Source organism: Sulfurimonas paralvinellae (genome assembly GCF_014905135.1).
GTDB lineage: Bacteria > Campylobacterota > Campylobacteria > Campylobacterales > Sulfurimonadaceae > Sulfurimonas > Sulfurimonas paralvinellae.
Window position 1 is genome coordinate 1,892,845 of record NZ_CP041406.1, and the last position, 25,766, is coordinate 1,918,610.

Consider the following 25,766-nt stretch of genomic DNA (forward strand, 5'->3'; position numbering starts at 1 on the left):
GTAAAAATGGTATTAAGTACTATCATGAAATATCAGCTCTTATCCGGTAGTCCCACTTGTAAGATATGCTGCATTTTCTCTTTTGTAATAGCTTTAGAGTAATAAAAACCTTGAATGTTCTCACAGCCGTTTTGTACGCAGAACTCTTTTTGTTCTTCTCTCTCCACTCCCTCTGCAATGAGATCAAGATGCAAAGCTTTTGCAAGGGCGATAATCGCTCTTATTATGGCAGCATCTTCTGCATCATTTGGAAGGTCTTGAACAAAGGATTGATCGATCTTAAGTTTATCTATCGGCAGTTTTTTCAAATAAGAAAGCGACGAGTAGCCCGTTCCAAAGTCATCGATGGCTATTGCTATGCCCAGCTTACTCATCTTCGTAAGAACTACTATGGCCTCTTGCATATTTTGCATGAGTTCATTTTCCGTCACTTCAAACTCCACCCATTCTGCTTTACATTCAGTTTCCGCTAACGTTATTGTTAAGAATTCTAAAGAATCCTGTTGTCTGATTTGGCGACTGGAGAGATTCAAAGCCAAAACGCCAGGAGAGAGACCCTCTTTATACCACCGGCTTATCTGCATCATTGCCGTTTTTATAACATATCTGTCCAGTTCAATAATGAATCCGGTTGACTCAGCCAGAGGAATAAATTTCGATGGAAACACTAAGCCCGTATTTGGATGATTCCAGCGCACGAGAGCTTCCATACCCACAACTTTTTGCTTCTTTGCATTGAGCTGTGGTTGGTAGTAAACCTCAAACTCTCCATTTTTAAGTCCCGCTCGCATACTCGCTTCCATAACAACTCTTTCAAATGCAAGCGTTGTCATTTCAGAGGAGTAAAACTGAAAATTACTTCTACCTTCCTCTTTTGCTTTGTACATTGCTGCATCTGCATTCTTTAACAAATTTTGCACAGAAGTACCGTCTGCAGGGTAGAGACTGATACCGATACTACATGAAAGATAAAAGGTGTTCTCTTTTTCCACGACCGGTTCTGCCAATGCATGAAGAAGTTTTTGTGCTAAAACGGAAGCATCCTGCTCATCTTGAAGATTTTCCATTATAATGGTAAATTCATCTCCTCCAAGTCTAGCAAGTGTATCTTCTTCACGCATAACTGATTGAAAGCGAGTTGCTACTTCTTTTAGCACTTTATCACCAATATCATGCCCCAAAGTGTCGTTTATCTCTTTAAAATGATCCAAATCCAAAAACAACACTGCAAATTTTTTCTTCTCACGTTTGGCTTTTTGTATCGCTTGATTTAACCTGTCATGCAGCAGTATTCTGTTTGGCAGTTGCGTCAATGTATCATGATGCGCCAAATGTGCCATGCTCTCTTTTTGTTCATAAAGCATCTCTTCGAGCAGTTTTCTTTTTGTTATATCTGTTTGTGTTCCTATAAGACGGTAAGGCTTTCCATTTTTGTCATAAAAAATGCGTGTCCGTCCTAAAACCCAGATATAACTACCATCTTTTCGTCTCAACCTGTAAGTAGTTTCAAAGATCTCTTTTTTATTTTTGAGGTCTTCGCGTAATGCACTTAAGAGTATTGGTCTGTCATCGGGATGCAGTTGTTTTAACCAAGTGCCAAGTTTATTAGGCAACTCTTCATCACTGTATCCAAGCAGTATCTTCCAACTTGTAGATATATAAAGTTCATTGAGCGGTATGATCCAGTCAGATATGGCTGTATTACTGCCATCAAGAGCTAACTTCATCCGTTCATTGAGTAAATTTGCCCGGCTCTCTTGCAAGAAGCTCTGTCTATAATTCGTTGCAAAACGTCTGGCTGAAACAATCAGATATATCATAAGTACAACAAAGGGAACTACAAGTATCATAAAGATTGGGTCATCATGCAGGTGCATCAACAGCCAGAGAAAAGAGAGCATCAGACTTGGCAGCATCAAAGAGAGATAGACGGAAAATATTGTCCCCAGTGTCGACATGCCAATGGAAACTATTCCTGTGATAATAAGCAAGACAAACAGGTCATATGTAAAAGGTACATTATCAAGAAAAAAAAGCATACTTCCCCAGGCAATTCCTGTAAGAAGCGGTCCTGTTCTAAAGATATAAGTCCAGTACTCTATAGCTTCTTTTGTGTTGAGAGTATCTCCTGATTTTTTATATTCCAGTAAATAGTAGACTCTGTACACAAATACGGCCGTATGCATAAAAAGTATGATATAGAAATTATCAGTAGAGATAAAATCTTTTACTATAAAAAGCACAAAAAGAGCCATGGCATACATTGTAAAAATACTTGATTTTGTACTTTTTAGTATCTGTTTCAGCGATTTCTGTGCTACGATATTTTCTACTGCAAACTCGATGGCAATACCCTTGTATACATAAATTTATGTAATATACTAGCTCATAAAAGCTTAAAAACATAATGGAGAGTAATAAAGGTTAATAGGGGAAGGTTAAAAAAGAGGTTTCAAAACCCAAAAAGGGTTTTGAAATTATTTTGCCAATGCAGCTTTAGAAGCGTCAACAACCGCAGCAAATGCAGCCGCATCGTTCATTGCCATATCAGCAAGAATTTTACGATCAAGTTCGATACCAGATTTATGAAGTCCGTTCATAAAAGTAGAGTAGTTCATACCGTTTAAACGACATGCAGCATTGATACGAATGATCCATAGTTTACGGAACTCACGTTTTTTCTGCTTTCTGTCACGGAATGCGTACATTAATGAGCGTTCTACCTGCTCTTTAGCTTTTCTGAAGTGTTTACGGCGACCGCTGTAAAAACCTTTCGCTAATTTTAATAATCTTTTGTGTCTTCTTCTACGAACAACACCTGTTTTAACTCTTGGCATTTTCTTTCCTTATTGTTTCTTTACCCAGCTACTCTTTGTAGTCAAGGTGCCACTTCTGTGGTGGACTTGCCCAACTCTTTTAAAGTTGGAGATTAAAAATCTATCAGCACTTAGCTGACGATCATTTCCTTGATAGCTTTTGCGTCTGATGCAGCAACAACTTTTGGAGTGTGTTGTTTGCGACGAGTTTTCGCATCTTGTTTTGTAAGAATGTGACTTCTAAACGCTGTTCCACGTTTAACTTGTCCGTTTTTCTTAACTTTAAAACGCTTTACAGCGCCTTTTACCGATTTCATTTTTGGCATCGATAATCCTTTTCGTAAAATTTGGGAACGCAATTATACCCAAACTTTTCTGATTTTTTGCTATACTTTGCCTATGATAATAGATAATTCCATACAACACATAAAAAATGCACTCAAAGATTTAGACGATGAAGTGCAGAAAATCCTCTTAGACTGGGGCATTCCCCTCAATGAAAAAGACAATCTCATGCTGCCTATTTTACAGCAGAAAAAAGTCCTCACGCAGACATTGGAAGACCTTGAGTACCTAAAAGCACACCCGCCAAAACCTAATCAGCCTTGCGGCATTTCGAAATACAGAGATGATTAAGCCTAGTCTTAAGCTAAATCGACTATAATTTCACCGCTTCTCTTTAGACCTGTGCAATGGGTTTGTGAGTTAACGTGTCAGGGTAGGAATACAGCAGCACGACTTACTTGCTCATGTGCCGCAGCCATCTGGAGGGGAGCACCTTCAAAATAATAAAAAGAGAAACTATGCTCTACATAGTAAGCGCTCTCAAACCAGAAGCTCAAGCCTTCGTCGATCACTACAAACTCAAAAAATCAAAACTGAATAATTTTACAATTTTTTCCAATTACAACATCAGGCTTATAATCTCAGGCATGGGAGTAGAAAATGCCCGTCTTGCAACACAGACGCTCATCAACAATTTTGATATCACCGATGATGACACCTACCTCAATACAGGTATCTGCGGTGCCTCACGCAGCTATACAATTGGCGAGCTCATAGAGTGCGGCGGCGTAAATTACAATGGAATTGACCATATTTTTCAAGAGAATAGACCAATTATCAGCTGCGTAAGCGAAGAGGTTGCTACACCATCATATGAACTAGCAGATATGGAAAGTTACGGCTTTTACGATGCCGTTATCCATAACCCTGCCATCAAACAGTTTCATATCATCAAAGTCGTAAGTGACCATTTTGAGCCGCAAAAAGTAGGTAAAGAAGAGACAAAATCACTTCTTTTTAATGTTATTGATGATATAAATAAGATTATTAACTTTTAGGATATCTATGAAAATCTTTTTACTTCTTTTTACTTTTTTCTTCACACTTCACGCAACTCAAAATATCAACGATACAGAGCTTAAAAAGATGATAGGACGGATGCTTATTGTCGGCTTCGATGAGCAGTTCGTCGATGAAAACTCACAAATCGTTAAAGATATAGAGTGTTATGACCTCGGCGGTGTCATTCTCTTTGACAGATTTTACAACGATAGAAACAAAACAAAGAACATCAGCTCACCCGAGCAGCTGCGTGAGCTTACAAAAGAGCTGCAAAGCTTCTCACGCAAACCACTCTTTATCGCCGTTGATCAAGAGGGCGGCAGAGTTGCACGGCTCAAACCAAAGTACGGCTTTTTAAAAATAGCTTCTGCCAAAGTACTTGGCTCGCTCCCTGTTAAGTTTGCACAAGAGGCTTATGCAAAAAATACCAAAATGCTGCACGAATGCGGCATAAATATGAACTTCGCACCGGTAGTTGATTTAGCCGTCAATCCGAAGAACAAAGTTATTTTTGCTCTTGAACGCTCGTATTCAAATGAGCCGAAAAAAGTCGCCAAATATGCAGGCATTATGATAGATGCACAGACAAAAACAAATATCATCTCCGTTTTAAAGCATTTTCCGGGGCACGGCTCTTCGCTTGGTGATTCGCACAAAGGTTTTGTTGATATTACAGACACATGGAGCAAAAAAGAGCTGGAGCCTTACAAAATTCTCCTGCGTGAGGGCAAAGCCGATGCCATAATGACGGCGCATGTCTTCAACCGCCATTTCGATGAAAAATACCCGGCAACCCTCTCACGCAAAATAAACACATATCTTCTACGTAAGCAGCTCGGATTTAGAGGTGTCATCATTAGTGACGATATGCAGATGAAAGCTATCTCTGCCGAGTATTCTTTGAAAGAAGCAACAACATTAGCCATCAATTCAGGAGTGGACATACTACTCTTTGGCAATCAGCTCGCTCATAATTCTGTAGAGGAGATTGTAAATACCATCTTCACACAGGTCAAAAATGGTGCAATTCCACTTGAGCGCATCCAAGAAGCCGACAGACACATAGAAAATCTTCATACGAAACAATCCATCATTCAAAAGCCCATCATCTTCACGCAAAAACGCATAGATATGACAAAAGCTTACATCAAAAAACATTATGGCATTGATGCAAAAGACATTACGATAAAGCCTAAAATCATTGTACTTCACTGGACAGCAGAGCCTGACTTCAATGACAGTTTCAAGCGTCTATACCCCGAAAAACTCTTCTCAGACAGAAAAGACATCGCAGCGGCTTCGCTATTAAATGTCTCCGCTCATTTTTTGGTTGCACGTGATGGAACTATCTACCAGCTTATGCCAGATAACTGGATGGCACGCCATGTCATCGGTCTGAACCACTCCAGTATAGGGGTAGAAAATGTCGGCGGTGAAGACAACAAAAAAGAGGACCTGACTCCCGCTCAAATTCGTGCAAATATCCGTCTTGTCAAATATCTTAAAGCAAAATATCCAAGCATCGACTATCTCATCGGACATCTGGAGTACAGAGAGATGGAAAAAAATCCGCTCTGGCTGGAGAGGGACAAAGGTTACAGAACGAAAAAAGCCGATCCTGGAGCAAAATTTATGAAAGCGGTGCGTGAGGGCGTGAGCGATCTTCATCTTAAAATGCCAAATGAATAGTGCTTTTTCAACGCTCGACTGGTTTGTATTTTTAACCTATTTTCTCATACTTGCCATCTCTTCCTATCTTTTTTCACAATTTAGCGTCAAATCCTCACGCGACTACTTTACTGCCTCAAACTCCATGCCGCTATTGGCCGTTGCCGTCTCCATCGTTGCGACCAGCCAGTCGGCCGCCACCTTTTTAGGTGCTCCCGAGTTTTCTTACGCTCACAACTTCACATTCATCGGCTTTTATATCTCCGCTCTTTTAGCCGTTGTTTTCATCGCCAAATATTTTGTACCGAAATTTTATGAGATGCAAGCCGTAACCGTTTATGAACTTTTAGAAAAACGCTACGGAGCAAGAGCAAAAAGAAATGCCGGTATTATGTTTCTGCTAGGGCGTATTATGGCAAGTGGAGCGAGGCTCTACATCGGAGCATTGGCGGTCAGTATGATCCTCTTTTTAGACATCGGCTTTTGGCATATGCTGCTCTCCATTAGTATTCTCGTCATCGGCGCACTACTTTACACCTACTTCGGCGGTATCAAGTCTATCATCTTCTCAGATGTCATTCAGGCTGTCACCTATGTCGGTGCAGGTATTTTGGTATTTTGGTATCTCTACACTTCTCTGCACGGTGTGGACATCATGGCAGTTTTACATAAAGCCGGGAAATTAAAAATAATTGACACCTCTTTGAACGGCAAATTTAGCATCCCTGCGCTGCTAAGCGGCTGGCTGCTTTTAAACATCGCCGCTTTCGGTCTCGATCAGGATATGGCACAGCGAATGCTCAGCTGTAAGAATAAAGAAGACGCATCACGTTCACTTATTCTCTCCATCATCATTACCATTCCCATCGTTCTGCTCTTTTTAGGCATTGGCGCGCTTTTGTATGTGCATTATCAGACAATACCCCTCACGCAGAGCTTCAAAGGTGAGAGCATCACCATCTTTATGTACTATATCTTAAATGAGATGCCATCCGGTCTGCGCGGACTTGTAACCGTTGGTGCCATTGCCGCAGCCCTCTCAAGTACCAACTCGGTGCTTGGTGCTATGGCTTCGGTTGCGGTGGAAGATATGTATAGACCATGGAAATTAAAAAAAGAGCCACAGACAACAGAGCAGCACTTTTTGCAAGCCTCACGCAGAACCGTACTCTTTTTTGCTTTTGTTCTGACACTTATGGCAGTGGTGAGTTACTTTTGGCAGCAAAACAGTGACACTTCACTTATCGGCTTTGCTCTTGGGATCATGGCCTTTGCCTATGCCGGACTTTTAGGTGTTTTCTTCTCAGCCATCTTTACAAAAAGAGGCGGCACTGCTCTTGTTCCCTATGCCCTCATCGGAGGCTTTCTCACTGTTTTAGCGCTGCAGCCTTACATCTTTGGAGTGAGCATAGGATTTGCTTGGCAGATAGTTATAGGCACAATTGTATCTTTTACAATTATGCAGTTAGGAAAATCTTATGGCTAAAAAACGAAAACATCAGGAAGACAAAGAAGCGAAAGTACAAAAACTTCAAGAGCACAAAGAGAAGACGAAATGGTTTTGGTGGGAAGATGATGTGCTTGTCTTCAATATTTTAGGCAAGCCCTCGGCAAAACTGACAAAAATCGGAAAACCCTTTGGAAATCAGCTCAAGATCTCTGTAGCAGCCGCACCCGTCAACGGAAAAGCAACCGACCATCTTGTAAAATTTCTGGCAAAAGAGTTCGATGTAAAAATAAGAGATATTGAAGTGGTTTTTGGCAGAATGAATGTAAATAAGCAGCTGCGTGTAAAAGCACCAAACAAACTGCCTTCTGTATTTAAAGAGAGATAAAATGAATGAATATTACATTGGCGTTATGAGTGGAACAAGTCTTGACGGTGTTGATGTTGCTTTGTGTGAAATTGATGCAGCTTCCTGTCGGCTTATTGCCTCTTATGAACACCCTTTTGAAAAAGAGTTAAAAAGTAAGATTTTAGAGGCAATCACTCATGCTGTCACACTCAAAACCATCGGTGAGCTTGATGTAAAACTCGGAGTGCTTTTTAGCGATGCCGTCAATGCACTGCTTACGCACCATCCCGAGCTGCGTGAGAAGATTAAAGCCATTGGTCTGCACGGGCAGACACTCTGGCATGAGCCAACATCTCCCTACCCTTTTTCTATGCAGTTTGGAAATGCCAATGAGGTTGTCGCTCGTACCGGCATAGATGTCATCAGCGATTTTCGCGGTGCAGACATTGCAAACGGCGGAGAAGGCGCGCCGTTCGCACCTGCTTTTCATCAGGAGATATTTAAAAATCTCGGTGAGAAAATTGCCGTTGTGAATATCGGAGGCATAGCAAACATCAGCTGCCTCGGTGATGAACTGCTCGGTTGGGACATTGGCTGCGGTAATGTTTTGATGGACGGTTTCATCAGCCTCACGCAGAATAAACCCTACGACAAAAATGGCGATTTTGCACGCAGCGGCGAGCTTAATATGGATCTGCTTCAAACGATGCTGCGGGATGATTACTTTGCAAAAATACCGCCAAAGAGTACGGGACGTGAGTATTTTAACAGCGAGTGGCTGCAGAACTATTTACAAGATTTTCAAAGCCTGCGTGAGGCAGATATGCAGCGAACACTACTGGAACTGACCACTGTAACCATTGCCAACGAAGCCAACCGTCTTGGGGTACGTGAGCTTATCATCTGCGGCGGCGGAGCAAAGAACGGCTTTTTGATGGAGCGTCTTGAAAAACTCTGCCGTGCCGAGGTCAAAACAAGTGATAAATATGGCGTGAGCAGTGATTTTCTTGAGGCAATGATATTTGCCTGGCTCGCTTACAAACGCATTCACAAAGAAGCAATCAATCTCAAATCTGTTACCGGTGCAAAGAAAAATGCCATCTTAGGAGCCCATTATGCAGCAAATTAAAAAGTTTTTACAAACAACACCTTACAGAGATTATGAACTCTCGATAGCTTCTGCCGATGCAAGCTTTCGAAAATATTACCGCCTCACGCAGGGAGACAAAACTCTTCTTCTCATGGACAGCTCTTTAGAAAAAGAGTCACTCAAGCCTTTTTTGGATGTCACGCAGAGGCTTTTACAAGTTGGGGTTGCTGTACCAAAGATCTATGAGCAGAATTTAGAACTCGGTTACCTCATCATCGAGGATTTCGGCAACACGCATCTGCTGAATGTTTTAAATGAAGACAATTTCAAAACACTCTACAAAGAGGCCATAGATGAAATAGTCACGATGCAAAAAGCAGATGCAGAGGGTCTGCCGCTCTATGACAAAGCCTTTTTACATTTTGAGATGGATTTGATGCAGGAGTGGTATCTGCAAAAACATCTCTCATGTAGCCTCACGCAGGAGCAAAAAGAGCTTTTGAGAGCTTCACTGAACACTATTTCTGATGTTGTTCTCACTCAGCCCCAAGGTATTTTCGTTCATCGTGACTATCACTCACGCAACATTATGGTGCGCGCAGATAATTCGCTTGGTATTATTGACTATCAGGATGCTATGAGCGGGGTGCTTACCTATGATCTGGTATCACTTTTAAAAGACTGCTACATTACCTTTGACAGAGAGAGTGTTCTTGAGCTTGTGCTTTACTTTAAAGAGCAGATCGGTTCAGATGCAAGCGATGAGCAGTTCATCAAATGGTTCGATTTTATGGGGATGCAGCGACACATCAAAGTGCTTGGCATCTTTTCACGGCTCTTTTTACGTGACGGCAAAGACGGTTATCTTAAAGATATTCCGCTGACCCTTGCCTACACGCTTGAGAGTGCCAAAATGTATGATGAAACAAAAGCACTGGCACAACTGCTTGAAGAACTCACGCAGTGAAGGCACTGATACTGGCAGCCGGCCGCGGAGAGCGTATGCGACCGCTTACCGACATTTTGCCAAAACCGCTTCTTGAGGTCGGCGGCAAGCCGCTTATCGTCTGGCATCTTGAGAGACTCTCACACAGCGGCTTTAAAGAGGTCGTTATCAATATCGCCCATTTAGGTTACAAGATTCCCGAAGCTTTGGGAGACGGCTCACGCTGGGGAGTCAAGATAAGCTATTCCGATGAGCAGGAAAGCGGTGCCCTTGAATCTCTCGGCGGCATTGTCAAGGCTCTGCCGCTTTTGGGAGATGAACCTTTTTTAGTCGTTAACGGCGATGTTTTTTGCGACTACCCATTCAATGCCGATTTTGATTTGGGAAATAAGCTTGCTCATCTCATTCTCGTACCCAATCCACCACATAACGAAAAAGGTGATTTTGGCTTAGAGGGCTCTTTAATTTGTAATAAAAGTGCCAGCATGTTCACTTTTTCAGGAATAGGATACTATAATCCGAAAATATTCAAAGATATCACACCGATAAAAGCTCCTTTGGCACCACTCCTGCGCAAGTTGATAGAGAAAAAAGAGATTTCAGGAGAACTTTACAAAGGCATTTGGCACGATATCGGCACTCCCCAAAGGTTGAACAAGATAAATGAAAATTTTTAGCATACTCTTTTTACTCATACTCACAACACAGCTCTTTGCAAAATACAGCTATAACAATTGTACTTTTAAAAATCCACACTACACAGAAATATGCAAAGAAGTCGTCAAACACGGAGTTTCTTATAAATATGCCAATCAGTTTCTCCTCTCTTACTTTAAAACACAAAAGTATGATGAGATCACATGGAAATATATCCAGCCTTCAAAGATCAAATACCATAGAAAAAAAGAGCGTCAGGCAAACAATGTACTTGTGAAATTTGTCCCAAAAATGGTTGCCAATTTGCAGGAGTATAAACACGCATATGATCTGGCAGAACTAAAATATGGCGTCAACAGAGAGATAATTGCCGCAATTTTGCTCAAGGAGACCAAGCTCGGCAAAATAAAACCGACACATGATGCCTTCATTGTTTTCAATACCATCCTCACGCGGACCAAACCGAAAAGCTCACGTGAAAAATGGCTGCTGAACATGAGCAAGACAAATATGGCTTCCATTATCGAGCACTGTTACAAAGAGGGAGTCAAACCTGAGCAATGCAATCTGCCAAGCTCCTACGCCGGAGCTGTTGGCATACCACAGTTCATGCCAAACTCTTTTATCTACACAGACAGCTTTTACGGTAAAGTAGCGGACCTTACAAAGATGGAAGATGCCATATTATCGGCTGCAAAATTCTTACATAAAAAAGCAAAGTTTAATAAGCTCATAGATTGGAATAAAATGCCTGATATTCAGAAAGTGGAGAGTGCCTGGTACGCTTTTGAGTTTGAAAACGAAAACTGTTCTTTCGTTCACGAAGAAAATAAGAAAACCGGGAAGAAATACCGCTGTTTCACTAAAGGAAAACCGGAACTCAACTATCTGCGTGAGTATGTCAAAAAGATCATGCGTTACAATAACTCTTCAAACTACGCCATCGGCGTCATTCGGCTAGCCTATGAAGCACATAAGGCGTTGGCTAAACCTTCTCGCTCAAAATAACAAGTTCCAAAGAACCGCTGACATAGTTGGCAAAGAATGTCAGCAGTTCAAGATCGGCACTGTCAAAATCCCGGCTATTTTTATTGAGCAGCTGCATGACACCCATCACATTGCGCTTGGAATCAAAGATAGGAACGGTAATCATATTCTTTGTCGTATAACCACTTTTTTTATCGATGCTTGGTAAAAATCTCTCATCTTCGTAAGGATTGTTGACTATCTGCGGTGATTTTGTTCTGTATGTATCGCCAACAACACCTGAGTCGAGACCTATGACAATTCTGCCTATGCCGTCGCTGTGTTTCGTCCATAAAATCTTATCTTCATTATCAACGATAAATATCGAGCATCTGTCTGCATCAACCAAGTTTCTCGCCTCTTGAGAGATGAGATTTATGACATTTTCCATGTCATCCATCGACATGAGTTTTTTTCCAAATTCGGCAATCTGATTAAATTTTTTCATCTAATTCCTCTGTAATGTATGTATTTAAAAGTTCTAAAAATCCACTGACATAGTGTGCAAAAAATATCATAAACTTCACATCCTCATCATCAAAACCACCCTCTTTATTGAGCAGTTCCAAAACACCGATGACCTTTCTCTGTGAATCAAAAATGGGTGCCGTTACAATATTTTTGGTTTTATATCCTGTTCGCTCGTCCACTTCTGCAAGGAATTCTTCATGTCCGTAGGCATCATTCGCGATAACAGGCTTTTTTACTTTTATGGTATAACTGACCAATCCTTTGTTTGCCGGTATAACTATCTTATCGACACCGTCTGCCAAAGTCGTCCAGAGTTCATGCTTGAGATTATCATAGATAAAGATGGAACAGCGCTGTGCACCGATGACATCTTTTACATACCTGGCAATAAGCGGCATTCCCTCTTCAAGGGAACGTTTCGTGAGTAACTCTTTTGCGAATTCCGTTAGTTTACTGTAGCGATTGGCTTTCATGGAATATGCCTTTTTGAAAATCTTGTAAATTATTATACCAGATTAATATGACGTTAAGCGTTGAAGTGTTTTAATCACATCAAGAAAATTCACAAGGATTATATATGAAAAATGTACAAATATGGCACAATCCACGGTGTTCAAAGTCACGTCAGGCACTCGCACTTCTCGATGAAAACGGCGTAGAAAAAGATGTCGTAAAATATCTTGAAGAAAACCCCGACAAAGAGACAATAGAAAAACTGTTAAAAATGCTCGGTTTTACATCTGCACGTGAACTGATGCGTACAAAAGAGGATATTTATAAAGAGTTAAACCTCAAAGACGAAACAGATGAGTCCAAGCTCATCGATGCAATGGTAGAGCATCCAAAACTCATAGAACGTCCTATCATCATCAAAGGCGACAAAGCGATCATTGCAAGACCGCCTGAAAAAGTTACAGAGTTCTTAAAGGACTAGACCTCGAGCTTTTCAATGCTCACGCCGTTGTCTTTAAGAAACTTTGAGACAACTTCGGAGTGGGTATGTTCATACTCTTTTAAAAAGACGATACGTTTAATACCAGAAGCGATAAGATTTTTGCTGCACTCACTACACGGCTCGAGTGTCACATAGATCGTCGCACCCTCGATACTGATACCTTTACGTGCCGCCCAGATGATAGCATTCATCTCTGCATGGATCTCATAGGTCTTACTCCACTCATGATGCTCCGGCGTGTACTCATCATTCCAGTGTTCACAGCAGTTTACATAACCTGCAGGAGTCCCGTTGTAACCTGTTGAGAGAATACGACCGTCTTTAACGATGACCGCTCCTACCTGCTTGGAGACACACTTCGAAGCCGATGCTATCTCGGAAGCGATATTAATGAAGATCTTGTCGTTTATCATGACTCTTCTGGCATTCTTATGATGTTGATGTCCGCATTGTCACGCAAACGCGCAAAATAATCACTCAAGATAGCCTCACGCTTCTCTGACATAATCGCATTGACGATCTGTGGTCGTAGACTCTCCATATCGACATCCGCCGCCGAAGTTACCGACTTGACATAAAAGCTCATAAAACCGCCTTTACCGTTTGGAACTATCGGAGTAAAACTGCCTACTTTCGTTTTTGAAAGCAAAGAGGCAAGTTCAGGAGAGATTCTGCCATATGGCAGTTCCTGTTCATTTGAAGCGATCTGTGGTGAATAGAACATAGGGTTGTCAACTTTCTCTTTTAAAAGGCTCTTCTCTTTTGAATCGTAAATAACAACAGAGAAAGATGCCGGATGCTTAAAATCATTTTTATGCAGTTCATAATAATCTTTTATCTCCTCTTCACCCGGTTCGCTCATAGAACTCATTGCAATGGCACTATAAAGCTTCTGAGAGAGCAGTTTTTGTTTTATCTTCTCTTTGAGCTGCTCTGAACTCAGACCGTTCGACTCACGCACAGCATCGTAAAATTCACTGATACTCATGTTGTTACGTGCTGCCATTTGTTTTATGTCAGCATAAACTTCTGCGGAAGTTACATCGATTTTTCTCTTTTTAACCTCAAGACTCTCCAGCTTTTTACGGATCAAAATATCGACAGCCTTTTTCGCATCGACTCTATCTGTCTGCATCTCTTTTTTTATATCCAAAAGCGTTATCGCCTTATCTTCAACCACGACAGCCACACCGTCATATACTTTCGCTTCCAGAGCCGCCGTTAATAAAAGTGCCAAAATTATTTTATACATCCATATTCCATTCATTACTTTGTTAATATTTTTGGCAGTATGTTTTTGAGGCTCAGAGCGCAGGGAGGATTTGTCCTCTAAAATAGACTGCCAAAAATATTTTCCAATATTTTACCAACCTTTAACCAACAATTGCCTAAAATTACGTGAAACTTCTTACATAAGCTTAGCTTAGAGGACAAATCCTCCCTGGCTCACGAGCCTCACACTAACCTTATGTAAGAAGTATAAAAACATATAAAAAGGTTACACATGGTTGTCACACGTTTCGCACCTTCTCCTACAGGATACCTGCATATCGGCGGTTTAAGAACAGCGCTCTTCTCTTACCTCTGGGCAAGAACAAACAACGGAAAATTCGTTCTTCGTATCGAAGATACAGACAAAAAAAGAAATTCCGAAGAAGCAACCGAAGCGATTCTCAAAGCCTTTGACTGGCTCGGACTCGAAGCTGACGGAGAGGTCACCTACCAAAGTAAACGTGACAATATCTATGCCAAGTACATCCAACAGCTTCTCGATGAAGGCAAAGCCTATAAATGCTACATGTCAAAAGAGGAACTCGATGCTTTGCGTGAGGAGCAGATGGCAAATAAACAGCGTGCAAAATATGACGGGCGATACCGCGATTTTGACGGGACACCGCCTGAGGGTATCGAGCCTGTTATCCGTATTAAAGCACCGACTTCGGGTGAGATCGTCGTGCATGACGGCGTTAAGGGCGATGTTGTCTTTCAAGCCGAAGACATTTTGGATGATTTTGTCATCGCCAGAGCTGACGGCAGCCCGACGTACAACTTTGTCGTTGCCATCGATGATGCACTCATGGGCATTAACGAGGTCATCCGCGGAGACGACCACCTCTCAAACACTCCAAAGCAGATAGTCGTCTATGAAGCACTCGGTTTTGAGATTCCGAAATTTTACCATGTTCCTATGATTCACAATCAACAGGGCAAAAAACTCTCAAAACGTGACGGTGCAACTGATGTTATGGCCTACAAAGAGATGGGATATCTTCCAGAAGCACTGCTGAACTTCTTAGTGCGTCTTGGCTGGAGTCACGGCGATCAGGAGATATTTTCCCTGCAAGAGATGAAAGAGCTGTTCGATCCAAAAGACATCAATAAATCAGCTTCCATCTATAATACTGAAAAGCTCGACTGGCTCAATGCCCACTACATAAAAAACAGCTCAAACGAAAGACTCACCGAACTGTTGAGCGACTTTGGCGTTATGCTGAGCTCACACGATAAAAAAGAGATTATTCTCGATGCGCTTAAAGAGCGGGCAAAAACACTCAAAGAACTCGCTGAACTTATCAATGAGATCATCGTAGCACCTACTGAGTATGATCCTAAAGCCGTCAAAAAAGCTTTCAAAGGCAATGCTGTCGAAGTACTTGAAACCTTTGCAAACAGACTTGAAGAAGCGAATGAACTGCACCTGCCAAGTGATTACCATCACATCATGGAAAAGGTTGTTGAAGAGATGGAGATAGGTTTTGGTAAGATCGGCCAACCTCTGCGTGTCGCCCTGCTTGGAAAGCTCAGCGGTCCCGGCCTTGATGTGGTCATGAGTGTCCTTGGAAAAGATGAAACACTCGATCGCATTGCAAAAGCGATTCTTGCCAACATCAACGAGTAAAATAGTCTTTATTAAGATTAGGGTATACTTAATGTAGGAAAAAGAAAGGAGGGTGTCCAATGCAAAAAAGAAGACAATATCTTCTTTTTCTTACAAGAGGATTATATTTTATCTGGACACTCCTGCTTTTAGGAATTCTCACTATCATCATAGAAAGAACCTATACTTACGCTAAATACATCGCTATCCAAGAAGCAAAAACAAGTGTCAACAAAGATCTTGCATACAGAAGCTGGGTCGCTTCACACGGCGGAGTCTATGTTCCCGTTGACAAAAAAACCCAACCAAATCCCTACCTCAGTCATATAAAAGAGAGAGATTTCACCGCACTGGGGAAAAAATATACTCTGATGAATCCTGCATACACACTCTCACAAATGATGCATGACTACACAAAGCTCTATGGTGTAAAAACCCACATCACAAGTAAAAAACTTCTCAACCCAAAGAACAAACCCGATGAGTGGGAGACACTTGCTCTCAATGAGATCGAGCGTTCCAGAAAACAGTATTATGAACTTAATAAAATTAACGATGAAGAGTACCTTCGTCTGATGAACCCACTGGTAACAAAAAAATCCTGTCTGAAATGTCATGCTTTTCAAGGTTACAAGGTTGGTGACATCCGTGGAGGGGTCAGTGTTTCAATACCAATGCGACCACTCTATAAAGATGCTCTGAAAAGCTCACTTTTAGTCGCTGCACTCTTTTTTATCATTTGGCTTGCAGGTATGCTGATCATCCGTTACTTTATTAAAAAGACCTACAAATATATAGATGAACAAGAGGAAATGTATGAACAATATATCTATGGACTTGTTAATATCGTTGAAAAGCGCGATACATACACGGCAGGGCACTCTTCACGAGTGGCTTCGTATGCAGCGCTCATTGCAAAAGAGATGGGAATCTCGCAAGAGCAGATCCATACACTTCATAGAGCCGGAATGCTCCATGACATCGGTAAAATAGCGATTCCGGATTCTGTCTTTCTAAAACCAAGCAGGCTCATGCCAGAAGAGTATAAACTCATCCAGGAACATGTCATCATGAGCTATGAGATACTCAACAAAATTGCCATCTTCGATGACATAAAAGAGGTCGTTCGCGATCACCATGAACACTATGACGGTAGTGGTTATCCACGTGGTTTACGTGGAGATGAAACGCCGATATTGGCACAGATTTTAACACTTGCAGACTCCTTTGATGCCATGACAACTGACAGAATATACAAAGGTAGAAAAAGTGTTGCAGAGGCACTTGAAGAGATCGAAGCACTCTCAGGAAAACAGTTCAATCCAAACATTGTGCAAGCTGCGCTCAAAGCACTTCAAGGTATAAAAATCCAAGAAGTTCCTCACCAAAAACCACAAAACATGCTTGAACGTGAGCGTTTCAGCTATTTTTACAAAGATGCACTGACAGGCCTTTACAACGAAACATCTTTGACAAAAGATATACATACGATTCAAAATTACAAACATATCCTCTGGATATCACTCAAAGGCTTCCATAACTTTAACAAAACAAAAGGATGGAATGCAGGTGATGACCTTCTCAAAGAAATTGCGGAAATATTAAAAAACAACTTTTCAAAAGAGAGCCTGCTCTACCGTTTTTATGGAGATAATTTTTTAGTCTTTACCAATTCTAAAAAAGAGATAGAGAATACCCTGACAATACTCAATGAACGTTTTGATGACAAAGAAGTAACAGTCGATGTCAAACACAATACAAAAGAGATCACTGCAGATATGCAGATAGAAAGTTTACGCGATGTTCTACAAAAACTTTTTTAAAAATAACCGACGCCCTCTGCTTATCAGCCTGATCTTCTTTGCAGTAGTGGAGGCCGTAATCCTTCTCTCTACAAGTTACCTTAAACAAAAAGATATAAATTACTACCTCGATATCTTTACCAATAACCTTGAAACAAATATTAACATGACAAATGCACATCTCAGTGAATTGACGCAAAGCTTCTATGACTTTAAGATAAATAACCCAAAAGTTGACGCTATCATGGCTAAAGCAGCAGCAACACAGGACAAGCATGAACGAGATAGACTTCGCAAAGAGCTTTTTAGATTACTGAATGATGACTATAAAAAAATGCATCATTACGGCATACGACAGCTTCATTTTCATCTTCCGAACTCTATCAGTTTTTTGCGTTTTCACAGACCAAACAAATATGGGGATTCACTTCAAAATGTCCGCGAGACCATCGATTATGTCAACAAAAGAAGAATTCCCATCAGTGCATTTGAAGAGGGGCGGATTTTCAATGGCTTTCGCAACGTGTATCCAATCTTTCACGATGGAGAGTTTGTCGGTACAGTTGAGCTTTCCTTCTCTTTTCTGGCAATGCAGGAGTTCTTGACAAAAACAGACCATACCTCCTATCTCTTTCTCATCAAGCAAGAAGTTGTCAATAAAAAAGTTTTTACAAGCGAAAAGAGGAACTATCAAAAAAGTGAGTTTGACGGTTTTGACTACGATAAAGCTACATTAAGTAAAAGCATGCAGATGCGGCTTAACAAAATGTTTAGCATCAATAAAGCAATCTCCAAACAAGTAGCACAAAGAGTTGCCAAGGGAGAGTCATTTTCGATCTATTTTCATCAAAATGACATCTACAATGATAGCCCTATCATTATCTCTTTCATTGCCGTACCGAACCTTGACAGCAAGACAGTGGCCTACATTCTCAACTATCAGTTTGGCGATACACTTAAAATTTTAATCAAAAATTCACATATGATTTTTATTATTCTCTCTTTACTCCTAATTTTTATCTCTCTTATCTTGTTTATCTATTTTTATAATGATGAGAAGAGGAGAGCAAAGATATTTCAAGATGCGACACATGACGCATTGACAGGTCTTTACAATCGTCATGCGGTCAATTACTTCTTCAAACAGAAAATAGATGAATCAAAACGCTATCATAAACCACTGAGCATCATTTTTTGCGACATCGATTTTTTTAAAAAAATCAATGATACCTATGGACATGACATCGGAGATTATGTTCTAAAAGGTATCGCAGCCATACTACAAAACCATCTTCGTTCAAGTGATATATCTGCCAGATGGGGAGGAGAGGAGTTCATCATTTTCTTACCGGAAACATCTCTTGAAGAAGCTGTTGCCATCGCTCAAAAACTACGCAAGATCATCGAAGCATCACTCTTTAGCTCCATCGAGACAACTACCTGCAGTTTTGGTGTTACACAACTACGAGAAGATGACACTTCTGACTCTCTGCTCAAACGAGTTGATGAGCTGCTCTATAGAGCAAAAGAAAACGGAAGAAATCGTGTTGAGAACGACTAGATGTCATCCCTGTAGACATCGGTCATATCAAAATCATAATCCGGCTTGATATCAGGTATTGAGTCCAGATCATTGGGGTCTACTTTTTGTTCGGAAAGATTATACTCTTTACCTTGGTAAAACTTCTGTTCCTTGGCAAACCTCTTCTCTTTTTGCATCTGTTCTTGAACATGTTTTGCTTTGAGTTCTTCAGCTGTACTTTTTGCCTGCAGTCCAGAAACTCCCATAAACAGGACAAAGAATAACAAAGTTCCTTTTTTCATAACCTATCCTTATTAAGATATTAATCTTAAATTATACCTAAAAGAATCCCGTTTTCAAAATATTGTCTGCGGATTTGAACATATCCGATATAATTCCACTATGAAAAACAGATCTGTAGACATTCGAACCATTTTCAAACTTGCCCTGCATCATAAAAAAGCTTTTATCTACGGGCAGCTTATAACACTGGCAGCCATCATCATAAGCATACCTGTTCCTTTGATGCTTCCTGTAATGGTCGATGAAGTACTTCTGCATAAGCCGCACTACATCGTTCCGGCGATCGATAAACTCTTTGGCAGCGGTTCCGCATTTTACTACATCGCACTTGTTGCCGCCGTTGTTATATTTTTACGCTTTTTATACTATTTTCTCACAGTTGTTACGACAAAGATCTTTACAAAAATATCCAAATATGTAACCTTCATGATACGTAGACACCTGCTCACACACCTGCAGTATACCTCAATGAATGCCTATGAAACACTAGGAAGCGGTGCTATCACGGCTAACCTCATCACTGACATCGATACACTCGATGCCTTCATCATGAATTCGGCTTCAAAGTTTGTCGCTTCCGTTTTAACACTTTTAGCCGTCGGTATTGTCATGATAGCCATTGATCCGATACTGGGTATTTTGATTCTTTTCGTTCAGCCGCTTATCATGTTCATCAGCAAAAAAATGTCGACTCGTATCGGTGAGCTTAAAGCCAAAGAGAACCAAGCCATCGCCGAGTTTCAAGAAGATGTCGGTGAGACACTTGAGCTTTTTGGACAGATAAAAGCGAGCAACAAAGAGGAGTATTTTTTCTCAAAATCCATAGAGCAGGCAAAAAAGATAAAAGAGACTTCCAATGCTTTTGGATTTAAAAGTGTCGCCTATGAAAAGCTCTCCTACACAATCTTTCTCTCCGTTTTTGAGCTTATTCGTGCTACGGGACTGTTGCTTGTTGCCTACAGTGATTTGAGCATCGGTATGATGTTTGCGATGTTTGGCTACATCTGGTTTATCATGACGCCTGTTCAGGATATTCTCTCCATGCAATACAGCTATGCTTCGGCAAAGGCAGCACTTGGGCGTATCAATAAAGTGCTCACCCTCAAACATGAAGCAAACGGCAGAGAAAAGATACAAACTAAAGCCCTTGACATTTCACTAAGTAATCTTTCTTTTTCTTATGAAAGCAGTGACAAAGAGGTCCTCAAAGATATCACTTTTGACGTCCCTTACGGCTCAAAAATAGCGCTCATCGGTGCAAGCGGCAGCGGTAAAACGACACTCGCACAGATAATCTCAGGGTTTTATGAAAAAAAATCCGGCACTCTGGCTTACAACAATATAGAAATCGAAAATCTCGACAGACACTCCCTGAGAGCGAAGATATTTCTTGTCCTGCAGATGCCCATTCTTTTCAATGCAACGCTGCGGTTTAACATAACCATGGGAAATGAGAACATCGATGATACAGCTTTGATTCGTGCTCTTGAGACTGCCCAGCTCTCTGAAATGTTAGCGGGTATGCCCGATGGTCTTGACACTATAGTAGGACATCACGGCATCCGACTCTCAGGCGGGCAGCGACAGCGTTTGAGCATCGCCCGCATGATTGTTGCCGACCCGAGCGTCGTCATCTTCGATGAATCAACCTCTGCACTCGATGTTCATACCGAGACAAAACTCTTTGTAGCCCTTGAGCCTCTGCTCAAAGACAAAACAGTTATCACCATTGCCCACCGCCTCAGCACCGTAAAAAATGCCGACAGGATCTATGTGCTCAATGAGGGCAAGATAGTCCAGCAGGGAACACATGAAGAGCTAGAACAACAAGAAGGCCACTACTATGAATTTATCAAAGAGCAACTGCTATGATGCACAGTAAGCTTTTAGAGTGGTACAAAAATTACGGCAGACATGAACTTCCATGGAGAAACACCGACAATATCTACCATATCTACCTCAGCGAGATAATGCTGCAGCAGACGCAGGTAAGCCGTGTACGTGATGAGTTCTATCCGAATTTTTTAGAGAAATTTCCAACGCTCAAAGCCCTTGCAGATGCAAAAGAAGAAGATGTTCTTGCAGCATGGAGCGGTCTGGGCTACTACTCACGTGCGCGAAATCTGCATAAAACAGCAAAGCTCACGCACAAAAATTTTCCCACCGAGTATGAAGAGCTGTTACAACTTCCCGGAATCGGCAGTTACACGGCATCCGCCGTTTGTTCTTTTGGCTACCATCAAAATGTTGTCGTCATCGACACCAACATTAAAAGAGTTCTCAAACGTTTCTACGCCCTGCCAAATCCAAGCGACAAAGAGCTTGCCGACAAAGCACAGAAACTGCTCAACCATAAAGAACCGCGAGCACACAATCTCGCACTGATGGATCTGGGATCGCTTATCTGCATACCAAAAGAGCCAAGCTGTGAGAGCTGTCCGCTGCGTGAGAGTTGTCAGGGAAAAAGTGAGCCGGAGCTCTACAGTAAAACAAAAAAAACACAGTATGAATCTATGGATCTTTTTTACGGAATATGGATTCAAGAAGGGAAAATAGCTCTCACGCAATCAGAAGGAAGTATGTACAAAAACATGCTCACACTTCCAAGTATAGACCCCATTGAAGAGAATTACATTACATCTTTCAAACATGCCTACACCAAGTACCGTCTTACCGTCAAACTCTATCATGGCAATGAGCTGCCGCAGCAAAAGCTCTTTTGGAAAAGTTTTGAAGAGCTGCCAACCCTGCCAATATCTTCTTTGACAAAAAAAGCACTGAAGCTCTTATAATCCTTGCTGTGGTTTTGGCTGCTCTACTTTTCCGCGATAGATCACTTTGCATGTACTTGGCAAAACAAACTCTGCCGTATCTGTCAAGACATCATCTATTGACTGCGTAAGATCATCTGTCAGTGATACTTTTTTATCACTTATATGTGTTGTATTAAGAGCAAACGACGAGATAGAATCAACAGTAGAGGTACCAACATGAACGACCTTTTTTCCAGTGTTTAAAATAGCCGTAGGCATTTGTGAGACAAGATCTATAATAGCTCCTGATGTATTCGTTACTTCCGGAGAACGGAGATTACCCTTGAGATCCTGCGTGAGTGTTGCACACCCATGCTTTTCAAGTATATTGACGCTCAGGTTGATGATGTCACCGTTATCGCGAATCTTTCCAAGAGCAGCTATACGGAACTTCTTCGTTGCAAGTGCCACATCATTTAACTTTATAATCTTGTTGTTCAAAGAGACGTTTATCTGTGCTTTTTTTATCAATGTTTTTTGAGAGGTGTATTGATAAGATTTAAGAAGGTTTCTTCCCATACTTACAACATTGAGCCCGATGGTATTTTCTATATTCGAAAGCTCTCTATCCAAATCTATCCCATTTAGCACAACATCTGAAGCGGTGATATAAGTGTCCGCACTCTTTGTCGGAATATGATAGCTGACATTACCAAAGAGATAGCCATCATCAAAAAGTTCGTTTTTATTGAGCAGATTATCTATCTTGGTGAGTTCAAGGCCTCTAAAGTGGGCAAAAACAGCATCTTTTTCTATTTCGGCTTCCAAATAACCACCAAGAGAAGGTGTTGAAATGAGAAGCTTTTTATCATATTTTCCGGTTATTTTAGCAGGACCGAAAAGGTCGCGTTTTGTCAGTTTATGATAGCGCTGCAGCTCTTTTATATCAACAACGAAGTCACTCTTCACTCCTTCTGTTGGAGAATAAGAGAAGTCATATATCTCTATCGTATCCTGATCGTTGCCTATGCTGGCTTTACTGCTATATGGTTTTTTCAACATTGTCTGCAGTTTTATATCAATATCTGCCGTTTTATTGTCATCCAACAATGTAAGTCTGCTTGCAAGACGTAATTTTTTCGTTTTTATCTCATATGTAGATCTATCCCCTGCAAACAAAAAGTCTTCGTTTTTTATAAGCGGTCGAAAGGTGACTTTATCTTTATTTAACTTTCCACTGACAGTAACCGCTGCACTCTTTTGAAAATATTTCGTATATTTTAAAACCTTCACACTATCAGAGTGGAGAGTGAAATCCATGTTTGCAAGGTCACCCTTTGCCTCAATATCAACATCAGCTGCAGCATACTGTGGCAGCCCCAGAGCCTTTTGCAGTTTCAACAGGTTCAAATGTTTTGCATGCAGTGTAAAAACTTTTTTTTCATAAACAAGCGATATGGCAGAATCAAATTTTCCTGTAGAGAGCTTCAACTTCACAGCATCATGAAAATCCGCTTCTCCCTGAATATCAAGATCACTTTTTTTAATGTTGGCATGCAGCGTAAAGTTTACCTTTTTAAAGCAGGAAGTCCCCTTTGCCTCAATAGCTTTTATATTTATCTTATCAGTTTTGAGCTGCTTTGAATGCAGGTTAAAACGACTCTGCAGCGTTGCCAGATCCACAAAGCCTTTTGCATCGACATAACCGCTTACAGGGAGTTTCTTATCTATAATATCTGCTGCTTTTTGGATATTGATATGTTTCAAAACGTATGCGAGTTGTTTTTGCTGCAGGGTTAAGGATACTTTTCCATCGAACATTGGAGACTCTATCTGCAGTTTTTTATCTTCGCTGTAGCGCAGTGATGAGAGTACGATATGTCTGTGTCTTGTATCTATCTCCGCTTTTGCCTGTAGCTCTTTATCAAATCTTCCCCAACTTTTTATATGGACTTTTCCTCTCGTTGGCGTAACAAAATCACCCACAAGTCTGACCTTTTTATCTTTACGCTGCAAATCAAACGCTATATCTTTATAACTTTTATGTTTATAGCTCACTTTTTTACTCTGCAAGTGTAAAGAAATATCATTGCCAGTAGACCATGCCAATACTCCATCAAGCTTGCCATCAAGAGCATATTCTCTGTTATTTTGCTTTTCAAAGCTCTGCAGATCCAGATGCTTTACATCTGCATCTACCTCGTAGCTTTTCTCGCCTCGCTGTTCTATGGTTGTCTGAATTTTTGCCTTATACAAAGATGCGACGGTTTCAATGTGCAGATACTTCTCATAAGTCAGATTTCCATCGACAACGGCATCTCCTTTGAGCGGTTGATATTTTGAAAATGCAGCTATATCGCCTTTGTAGTAGATCTGTAAACGCAGAGGCGAGATTTGAAGAAGCGTGATGTCTGCAATATTGTCTTTGCCGCCGATAGAAGCAACGATAGCGGAATCCATTATGTCAAAACGCTGCACCGTCACATTTTTATCAAGCACAGCAGAAGCATAGCTCTGCATCAAAAATATGCCCACAGGCTTAAAATAAAAAGCGACAGTGAGAAAAAGTACCAAAAGTATGGTTAAAGGCAGATATGTTCTTAACATGAAGTGATTATAGCAAATAAGTTGTAAAAACCGTGGAAGAAAGTGCTATAATTTATACACTACAGATGGATAACATTACCATAGAAAGGCTAGAAATGAACTACCCAAACTTTCCAAAAGATTGTAAATCACTACTATGCAAATACTTAACGCCAAAGATTTTTGAAGTACTTAAAGATAAAAAAACACCAAATGGTTTTACACTGCAGCAAGCCATCAACTCAGGTGTAAAGAACATTGACAGCGGTATTGGTGTTTATGCGGGAGACAAAGAGTCTTATGATGTTTTTGCTCCTCTTTTTGATCCTATCATCAAAGAGTATCACGGCTTTGACAGAAACGATATGCACAAAAGCAATCTCAATCCCGATGACCTAGAAGCTCCAAACCCCGACCCAAAAGGTGAATTTATCGTCTCAACACGTATCCGTGTGGGAAGAAATATGAACAATATGCCTCTCGGCCCTGCCATCTTAAAAGAGCAGCGTGACGAAGCAGAGGCAAAAGTTGTTGACGGTTTGCGTACATTAAAAGGTGAACTTGCAGGTGATTACTATCCCCTTCTTGGAATGAGCAAAGAAGTTCAGGATGAGCTTATCAAAGATCACTTTTTATTTAAAGAAGGTGACCGCTTTTTAGATGCGGCAGGACTTAACCGCGACTGGCCTGCAGGACGCGGCATCTACCATAACAAAAACAAAACATTTTTAGTCTGGGTAAATGAAGAGGATCAACTGCGCATCATCTCGATGCAGCAAGGCGGCGATATTAAAGAGGTCTTTATCCGTTTAACCCAAGCCATAAACTCTATAGAAACAAAAGTACCTTTTTCATACAGTGACCACTTAGGCTACATCACTTCCTGTCCGACAAACCTCGGAACGGCAATGCGGGCAAGTGTTCACATCGCACTGCCAAATCTGGCAAAAGACATGGATGCTTTTAAAGCCATTACCGATAAACATCACTTGCAGATTCGCGGTATTCACGGTGAACATTCTGAGAGTGAAGGCGGTATTTATGATATCAGTAACCGTCGTCGCTTAGGCATCACTGAAGTGCAAGCGGTTCAGGATATGTATGACGGTGTTGTAGAGTTAATAGCGGCAGAAAAAGCATTACGATAGTT

The 25,766-nt window shown here is 41.0% G+C and carries 25 protein-coding genes and 1 other RNA gene; 17 read left to right on the forward strand and 9 right to left on the reverse strand.

Annotated features, from left to right (window positions below; all coding sequences use genetic code 11):
- Window positions 1-32: 32 nt before the first annotated feature.
- From FM071_RS09735 to rpmI, 3 genes are all read right to left on the reverse strand, one after another.
- Window positions 33-2,255, reverse strand: coding sequence for a putative bifunctional diguanylate cyclase/phosphodiesterase (locus tag FM071_RS09735; protein WP_226960529.1), 2,223 nt, complete (start codon window positions 2,253-2,255; stop codon window positions 33-35).
- A gap of 222 nt (window positions 2,256-2,477) precedes the next feature.
- Complete coding sequence (rplT, locus tag FM071_RS09740) at window positions 2,478-2,837, reverse strand: 50S ribosomal protein L20 (protein ID WP_193110803.1); 360 nt, start codon at window positions 2,835-2,837, stop codon at window positions 2,478-2,480.
- Window positions 2,838-2,947: 110 nt separating this feature from the next.
- Window positions 2,948-3,142, reverse strand: a complete 195-nt coding sequence (gene rpmI, locus FM071_RS09745) for a 50S ribosomal protein L35 (RefSeq protein ID WP_193110804.1) — start codon at window positions 3,140-3,142, stop codon at window positions 2,948-2,950.
- A 73-nt stretch (window positions 3,143-3,215) separates the two neighbouring features.
- Between rpmI and FM071_RS09750 the strand changes: the two genes are divergently transcribed.
- The 10 genes from FM071_RS09750 (at window position 3,216) to FM071_RS09795 (ending at window position 11,328) form a co-directional block, all read left to right on the forward strand.
- Window positions 3,216-3,452 (forward strand): hypothetical protein, encoded by a 237-nt coding sequence (locus FM071_RS09750; RefSeq protein WP_193110805.1) that lies wholly within the window; start codon window positions 3,216-3,218, stop codon window positions 3,450-3,452.
- A gap of 40 nt (window positions 3,453-3,492) precedes the next feature.
- Window positions 3,493-3,590: signal recognition particle sRNA small type (ffs, locus tag FM071_RS09755), an RNA gene on the forward strand.
- Between the two features lie 29 nt (window positions 3,591-3,619).
- Window positions 3,620-4,159 carry a nucleoside phosphorylase-I family protein gene (locus FM071_RS09760; protein WP_193110806.1) on the forward strand — a complete coding sequence of 180 codons (540 nt, stop codon included), beginning with the start codon at window positions 3,620-3,622 and terminating at the stop codon, window positions 4,157-4,159.
- Window positions 4,160-4,166: 7 nt separating this feature from the next.
- Window positions 4,167-5,852, forward strand: a complete 1,686-nt coding sequence (locus tag FM071_RS09765) for a glycoside hydrolase family 3 N-terminal domain-containing protein (RefSeq protein WP_193110807.1) — start codon at window positions 4,167-4,169, stop codon at window positions 5,850-5,852.
- Window positions 5,845-7,317 (forward strand): sodium:solute symporter, encoded by a 1,473-nt coding sequence (locus FM071_RS09770; RefSeq protein ID WP_193110808.1) that lies wholly within the window; start codon window positions 5,845-5,847, stop codon window positions 7,315-7,317. Before FM071_RS09765 ends, FM071_RS09770 begins: the two co-directional genes overlap by 8 nt.
- The gene (locus FM071_RS09775; RefSeq protein ID WP_193110809.1) at window positions 7,310-7,666 is read left to right on the forward strand and encodes a DUF167 domain-containing protein; all 357 of its coding nucleotides are present in this window, start codon (window positions 7,310-7,312) and stop codon (window positions 7,664-7,666) included. Before FM071_RS09770 ends, FM071_RS09775 begins: the two co-directional genes overlap by 8 nt.
- A gap of 1 nt (window position 7,667) precedes the next feature.
- Window positions 7,668-8,756 carry an anhydro-N-acetylmuramic acid kinase gene (locus tag FM071_RS09780; RefSeq protein ID WP_193110810.1) on the forward strand — a complete coding sequence of 363 codons (1,089 nt, stop codon included), beginning with the start codon at window positions 7,668-7,670 and terminating at the stop codon, window positions 8,754-8,756.
- On the forward strand, window positions 8,743-9,684 hold the full coding sequence (locus FM071_RS09785) for an aminoglycoside phosphotransferase family protein (RefSeq protein WP_193110811.1): 942 nt from the start codon (window positions 8,743-8,745) through the stop codon (window positions 9,682-9,684). The genes FM071_RS09780 and FM071_RS09785 overlap by 14 nt, the downstream gene beginning before the upstream one ends.
- On the forward strand, window positions 9,681-10,340 hold the full coding sequence (gene murU / locus FM071_RS09790) for an N-acetylmuramate alpha-1-phosphate uridylyltransferase MurU (RefSeq protein WP_193110812.1): 660 nt from the start codon (window positions 9,681-9,683) through the stop codon (window positions 10,338-10,340). Before FM071_RS09785 ends, murU begins: the two co-directional genes overlap by 4 nt.
- Complete coding sequence (locus tag FM071_RS09795) at window positions 10,327-11,328, forward strand: lytic murein transglycosylase (protein ID WP_226960530.1); 1,002 nt, start codon at window positions 10,327-10,329, stop codon at window positions 11,326-11,328. The genes murU and FM071_RS09795 overlap by 14 nt, the downstream gene beginning before the upstream one ends.
- Here the strand turns inward: FM071_RS09795 and FM071_RS09800 are convergent.
- Together FM071_RS09800 and FM071_RS09805 are read right to left on the reverse strand one after the other, a co-directional pair.
- Window positions 11,306-11,794, reverse strand: a complete 489-nt coding sequence (locus tag FM071_RS09800; RefSeq protein ID WP_193110813.1) for a GAF domain-containing protein — start codon at window positions 11,792-11,794, stop codon at window positions 11,306-11,308. The genes FM071_RS09795 and FM071_RS09800 overlap by 23 nt on opposite strands.
- The gene (locus FM071_RS09805) at window positions 11,781-12,290 is read right to left on the reverse strand and encodes a GAF domain-containing protein (RefSeq protein WP_193110814.1); all 510 of its coding nucleotides are present in this window, start codon (window positions 12,288-12,290) and stop codon (window positions 11,781-11,783) included. The genes FM071_RS09800 and FM071_RS09805 overlap by 14 nt, the downstream gene beginning before the upstream one ends.
- 104 nt (window positions 12,291-12,394) lie before the next feature.
- Between FM071_RS09805 and arsC the strand changes: the two genes are divergently transcribed.
- Window positions 12,395-12,751, forward strand: a complete 357-nt coding sequence (gene arsC, locus FM071_RS09810; RefSeq protein WP_193110815.1) for an arsenate reductase (glutaredoxin) — start codon at window positions 12,395-12,397, stop codon at window positions 12,749-12,751.
- On the opposite strand, the gene FM071_RS09815 is transcribed toward arsC, so the two are convergent.
- Both FM071_RS09815 and FM071_RS09820 read right to left on the reverse strand, forming a co-directional pair.
- The gene (locus FM071_RS09815) at window positions 12,748-13,185 is read right to left on the reverse strand and encodes a deoxycytidylate deaminase (RefSeq protein ID WP_193110816.1); all 438 of its coding nucleotides are present in this window, start codon (window positions 13,183-13,185) and stop codon (window positions 12,748-12,750) included. The genes arsC and FM071_RS09815 overlap by 4 nt on opposite strands.
- Entirely contained in the window at window positions 13,182-14,024 is an 843-nt protein-coding gene (locus FM071_RS09820) for a peptidylprolyl isomerase (RefSeq protein ID WP_193110817.1), read from the reverse strand. Before FM071_RS09820 ends, FM071_RS09815 begins: the two co-directional genes overlap by 4 nt.
- Before the next feature lie 252 nt (window positions 14,025-14,276).
- On the opposite strand from FM071_RS09820, the gene gltX reads away from it, so the two are divergent.
- From gltX to FM071_RS09835, 3 genes are read left to right on the forward strand one after another with little or no spacing between them, the layout of a single operon-like run.
- A complete protein-coding gene (gene gltX / locus FM071_RS09825; RefSeq protein ID WP_193110818.1) occupies window positions 14,277-15,671 on the forward strand; it encodes a glutamate--tRNA ligase in 1,395 nt (464 codons plus the stop codon).
- A 59-nt stretch (window positions 15,672-15,730) separates the two neighbouring features.
- On the forward strand, window positions 15,731-17,473 hold the full coding sequence (locus tag FM071_RS09830) for an HD domain-containing phosphohydrolase (protein WP_193110819.1): 1,743 nt from the start codon (window positions 15,731-15,733) through the stop codon (window positions 17,471-17,473).
- Window positions 17,451-19,013 carry a sensor domain-containing diguanylate cyclase gene (locus tag FM071_RS09835; RefSeq protein WP_193110820.1) on the forward strand — a complete coding sequence of 521 codons (1,563 nt, stop codon included), beginning with the start codon at window positions 17,451-17,453 and terminating at the stop codon, window positions 19,011-19,013. Before FM071_RS09830 ends, FM071_RS09835 begins: the two co-directional genes overlap by 23 nt.
- Here the strand turns inward: FM071_RS09835 and FM071_RS09840 are convergent.
- Window positions 19,010-19,276, reverse strand: coding sequence for a hypothetical protein (locus FM071_RS09840; protein ID WP_193110821.1), 267 nt, complete (start codon window positions 19,274-19,276; stop codon window positions 19,010-19,012). The two genes, FM071_RS09835 and FM071_RS09840, sit on opposite strands and share 4 nt — an antisense overlap.
- Window positions 19,277-19,376: 100 nt before the next feature.
- On the opposite strand from FM071_RS09840, the gene FM071_RS09845 reads away from it, so the two are divergent.
- Window positions 19,377-21,149: an ABC transporter ATP-binding protein gene (locus FM071_RS09845; protein ID WP_193110822.1), complete on the forward strand. Its 1,773-nt coding sequence runs from the start codon at window positions 19,377-19,379 to the stop codon at window positions 21,147-21,149.
- Window positions 21,146-22,069, forward strand: a complete 924-nt coding sequence (locus FM071_RS09850) for an A/G-specific adenine glycosylase (RefSeq protein WP_193110823.1) — start codon at window positions 21,146-21,148, stop codon at window positions 22,067-22,069. The genes FM071_RS09845 and FM071_RS09850 overlap by 4 nt, the downstream gene beginning before the upstream one ends.
- Here FM071_RS09850 and FM071_RS09855 read toward each other — a convergent pair.
- Window positions 22,064-24,637 carry a hypothetical protein gene (locus FM071_RS09855; RefSeq protein ID WP_193110824.1) on the reverse strand — a complete coding sequence of 858 codons (2,574 nt, stop codon included), beginning with the start codon at window positions 24,635-24,637 and terminating at the stop codon, window positions 22,064-22,066. The genes FM071_RS09850 and FM071_RS09855 overlap by 6 nt on opposite strands.
- A gap of 65 nt (window positions 24,638-24,702) precedes the next feature.
- On the opposite strand from FM071_RS09855, the gene FM071_RS09860 reads away from it, so the two are divergent.
- Window positions 24,703-25,764, forward strand: a complete 1,062-nt coding sequence (locus tag FM071_RS09860; RefSeq protein WP_226960531.1) for a phosphagen kinase — start codon at window positions 24,703-24,705, stop codon at window positions 25,762-25,764.
- Window positions 25,765-25,766: the final 2 nt, after the last annotated feature.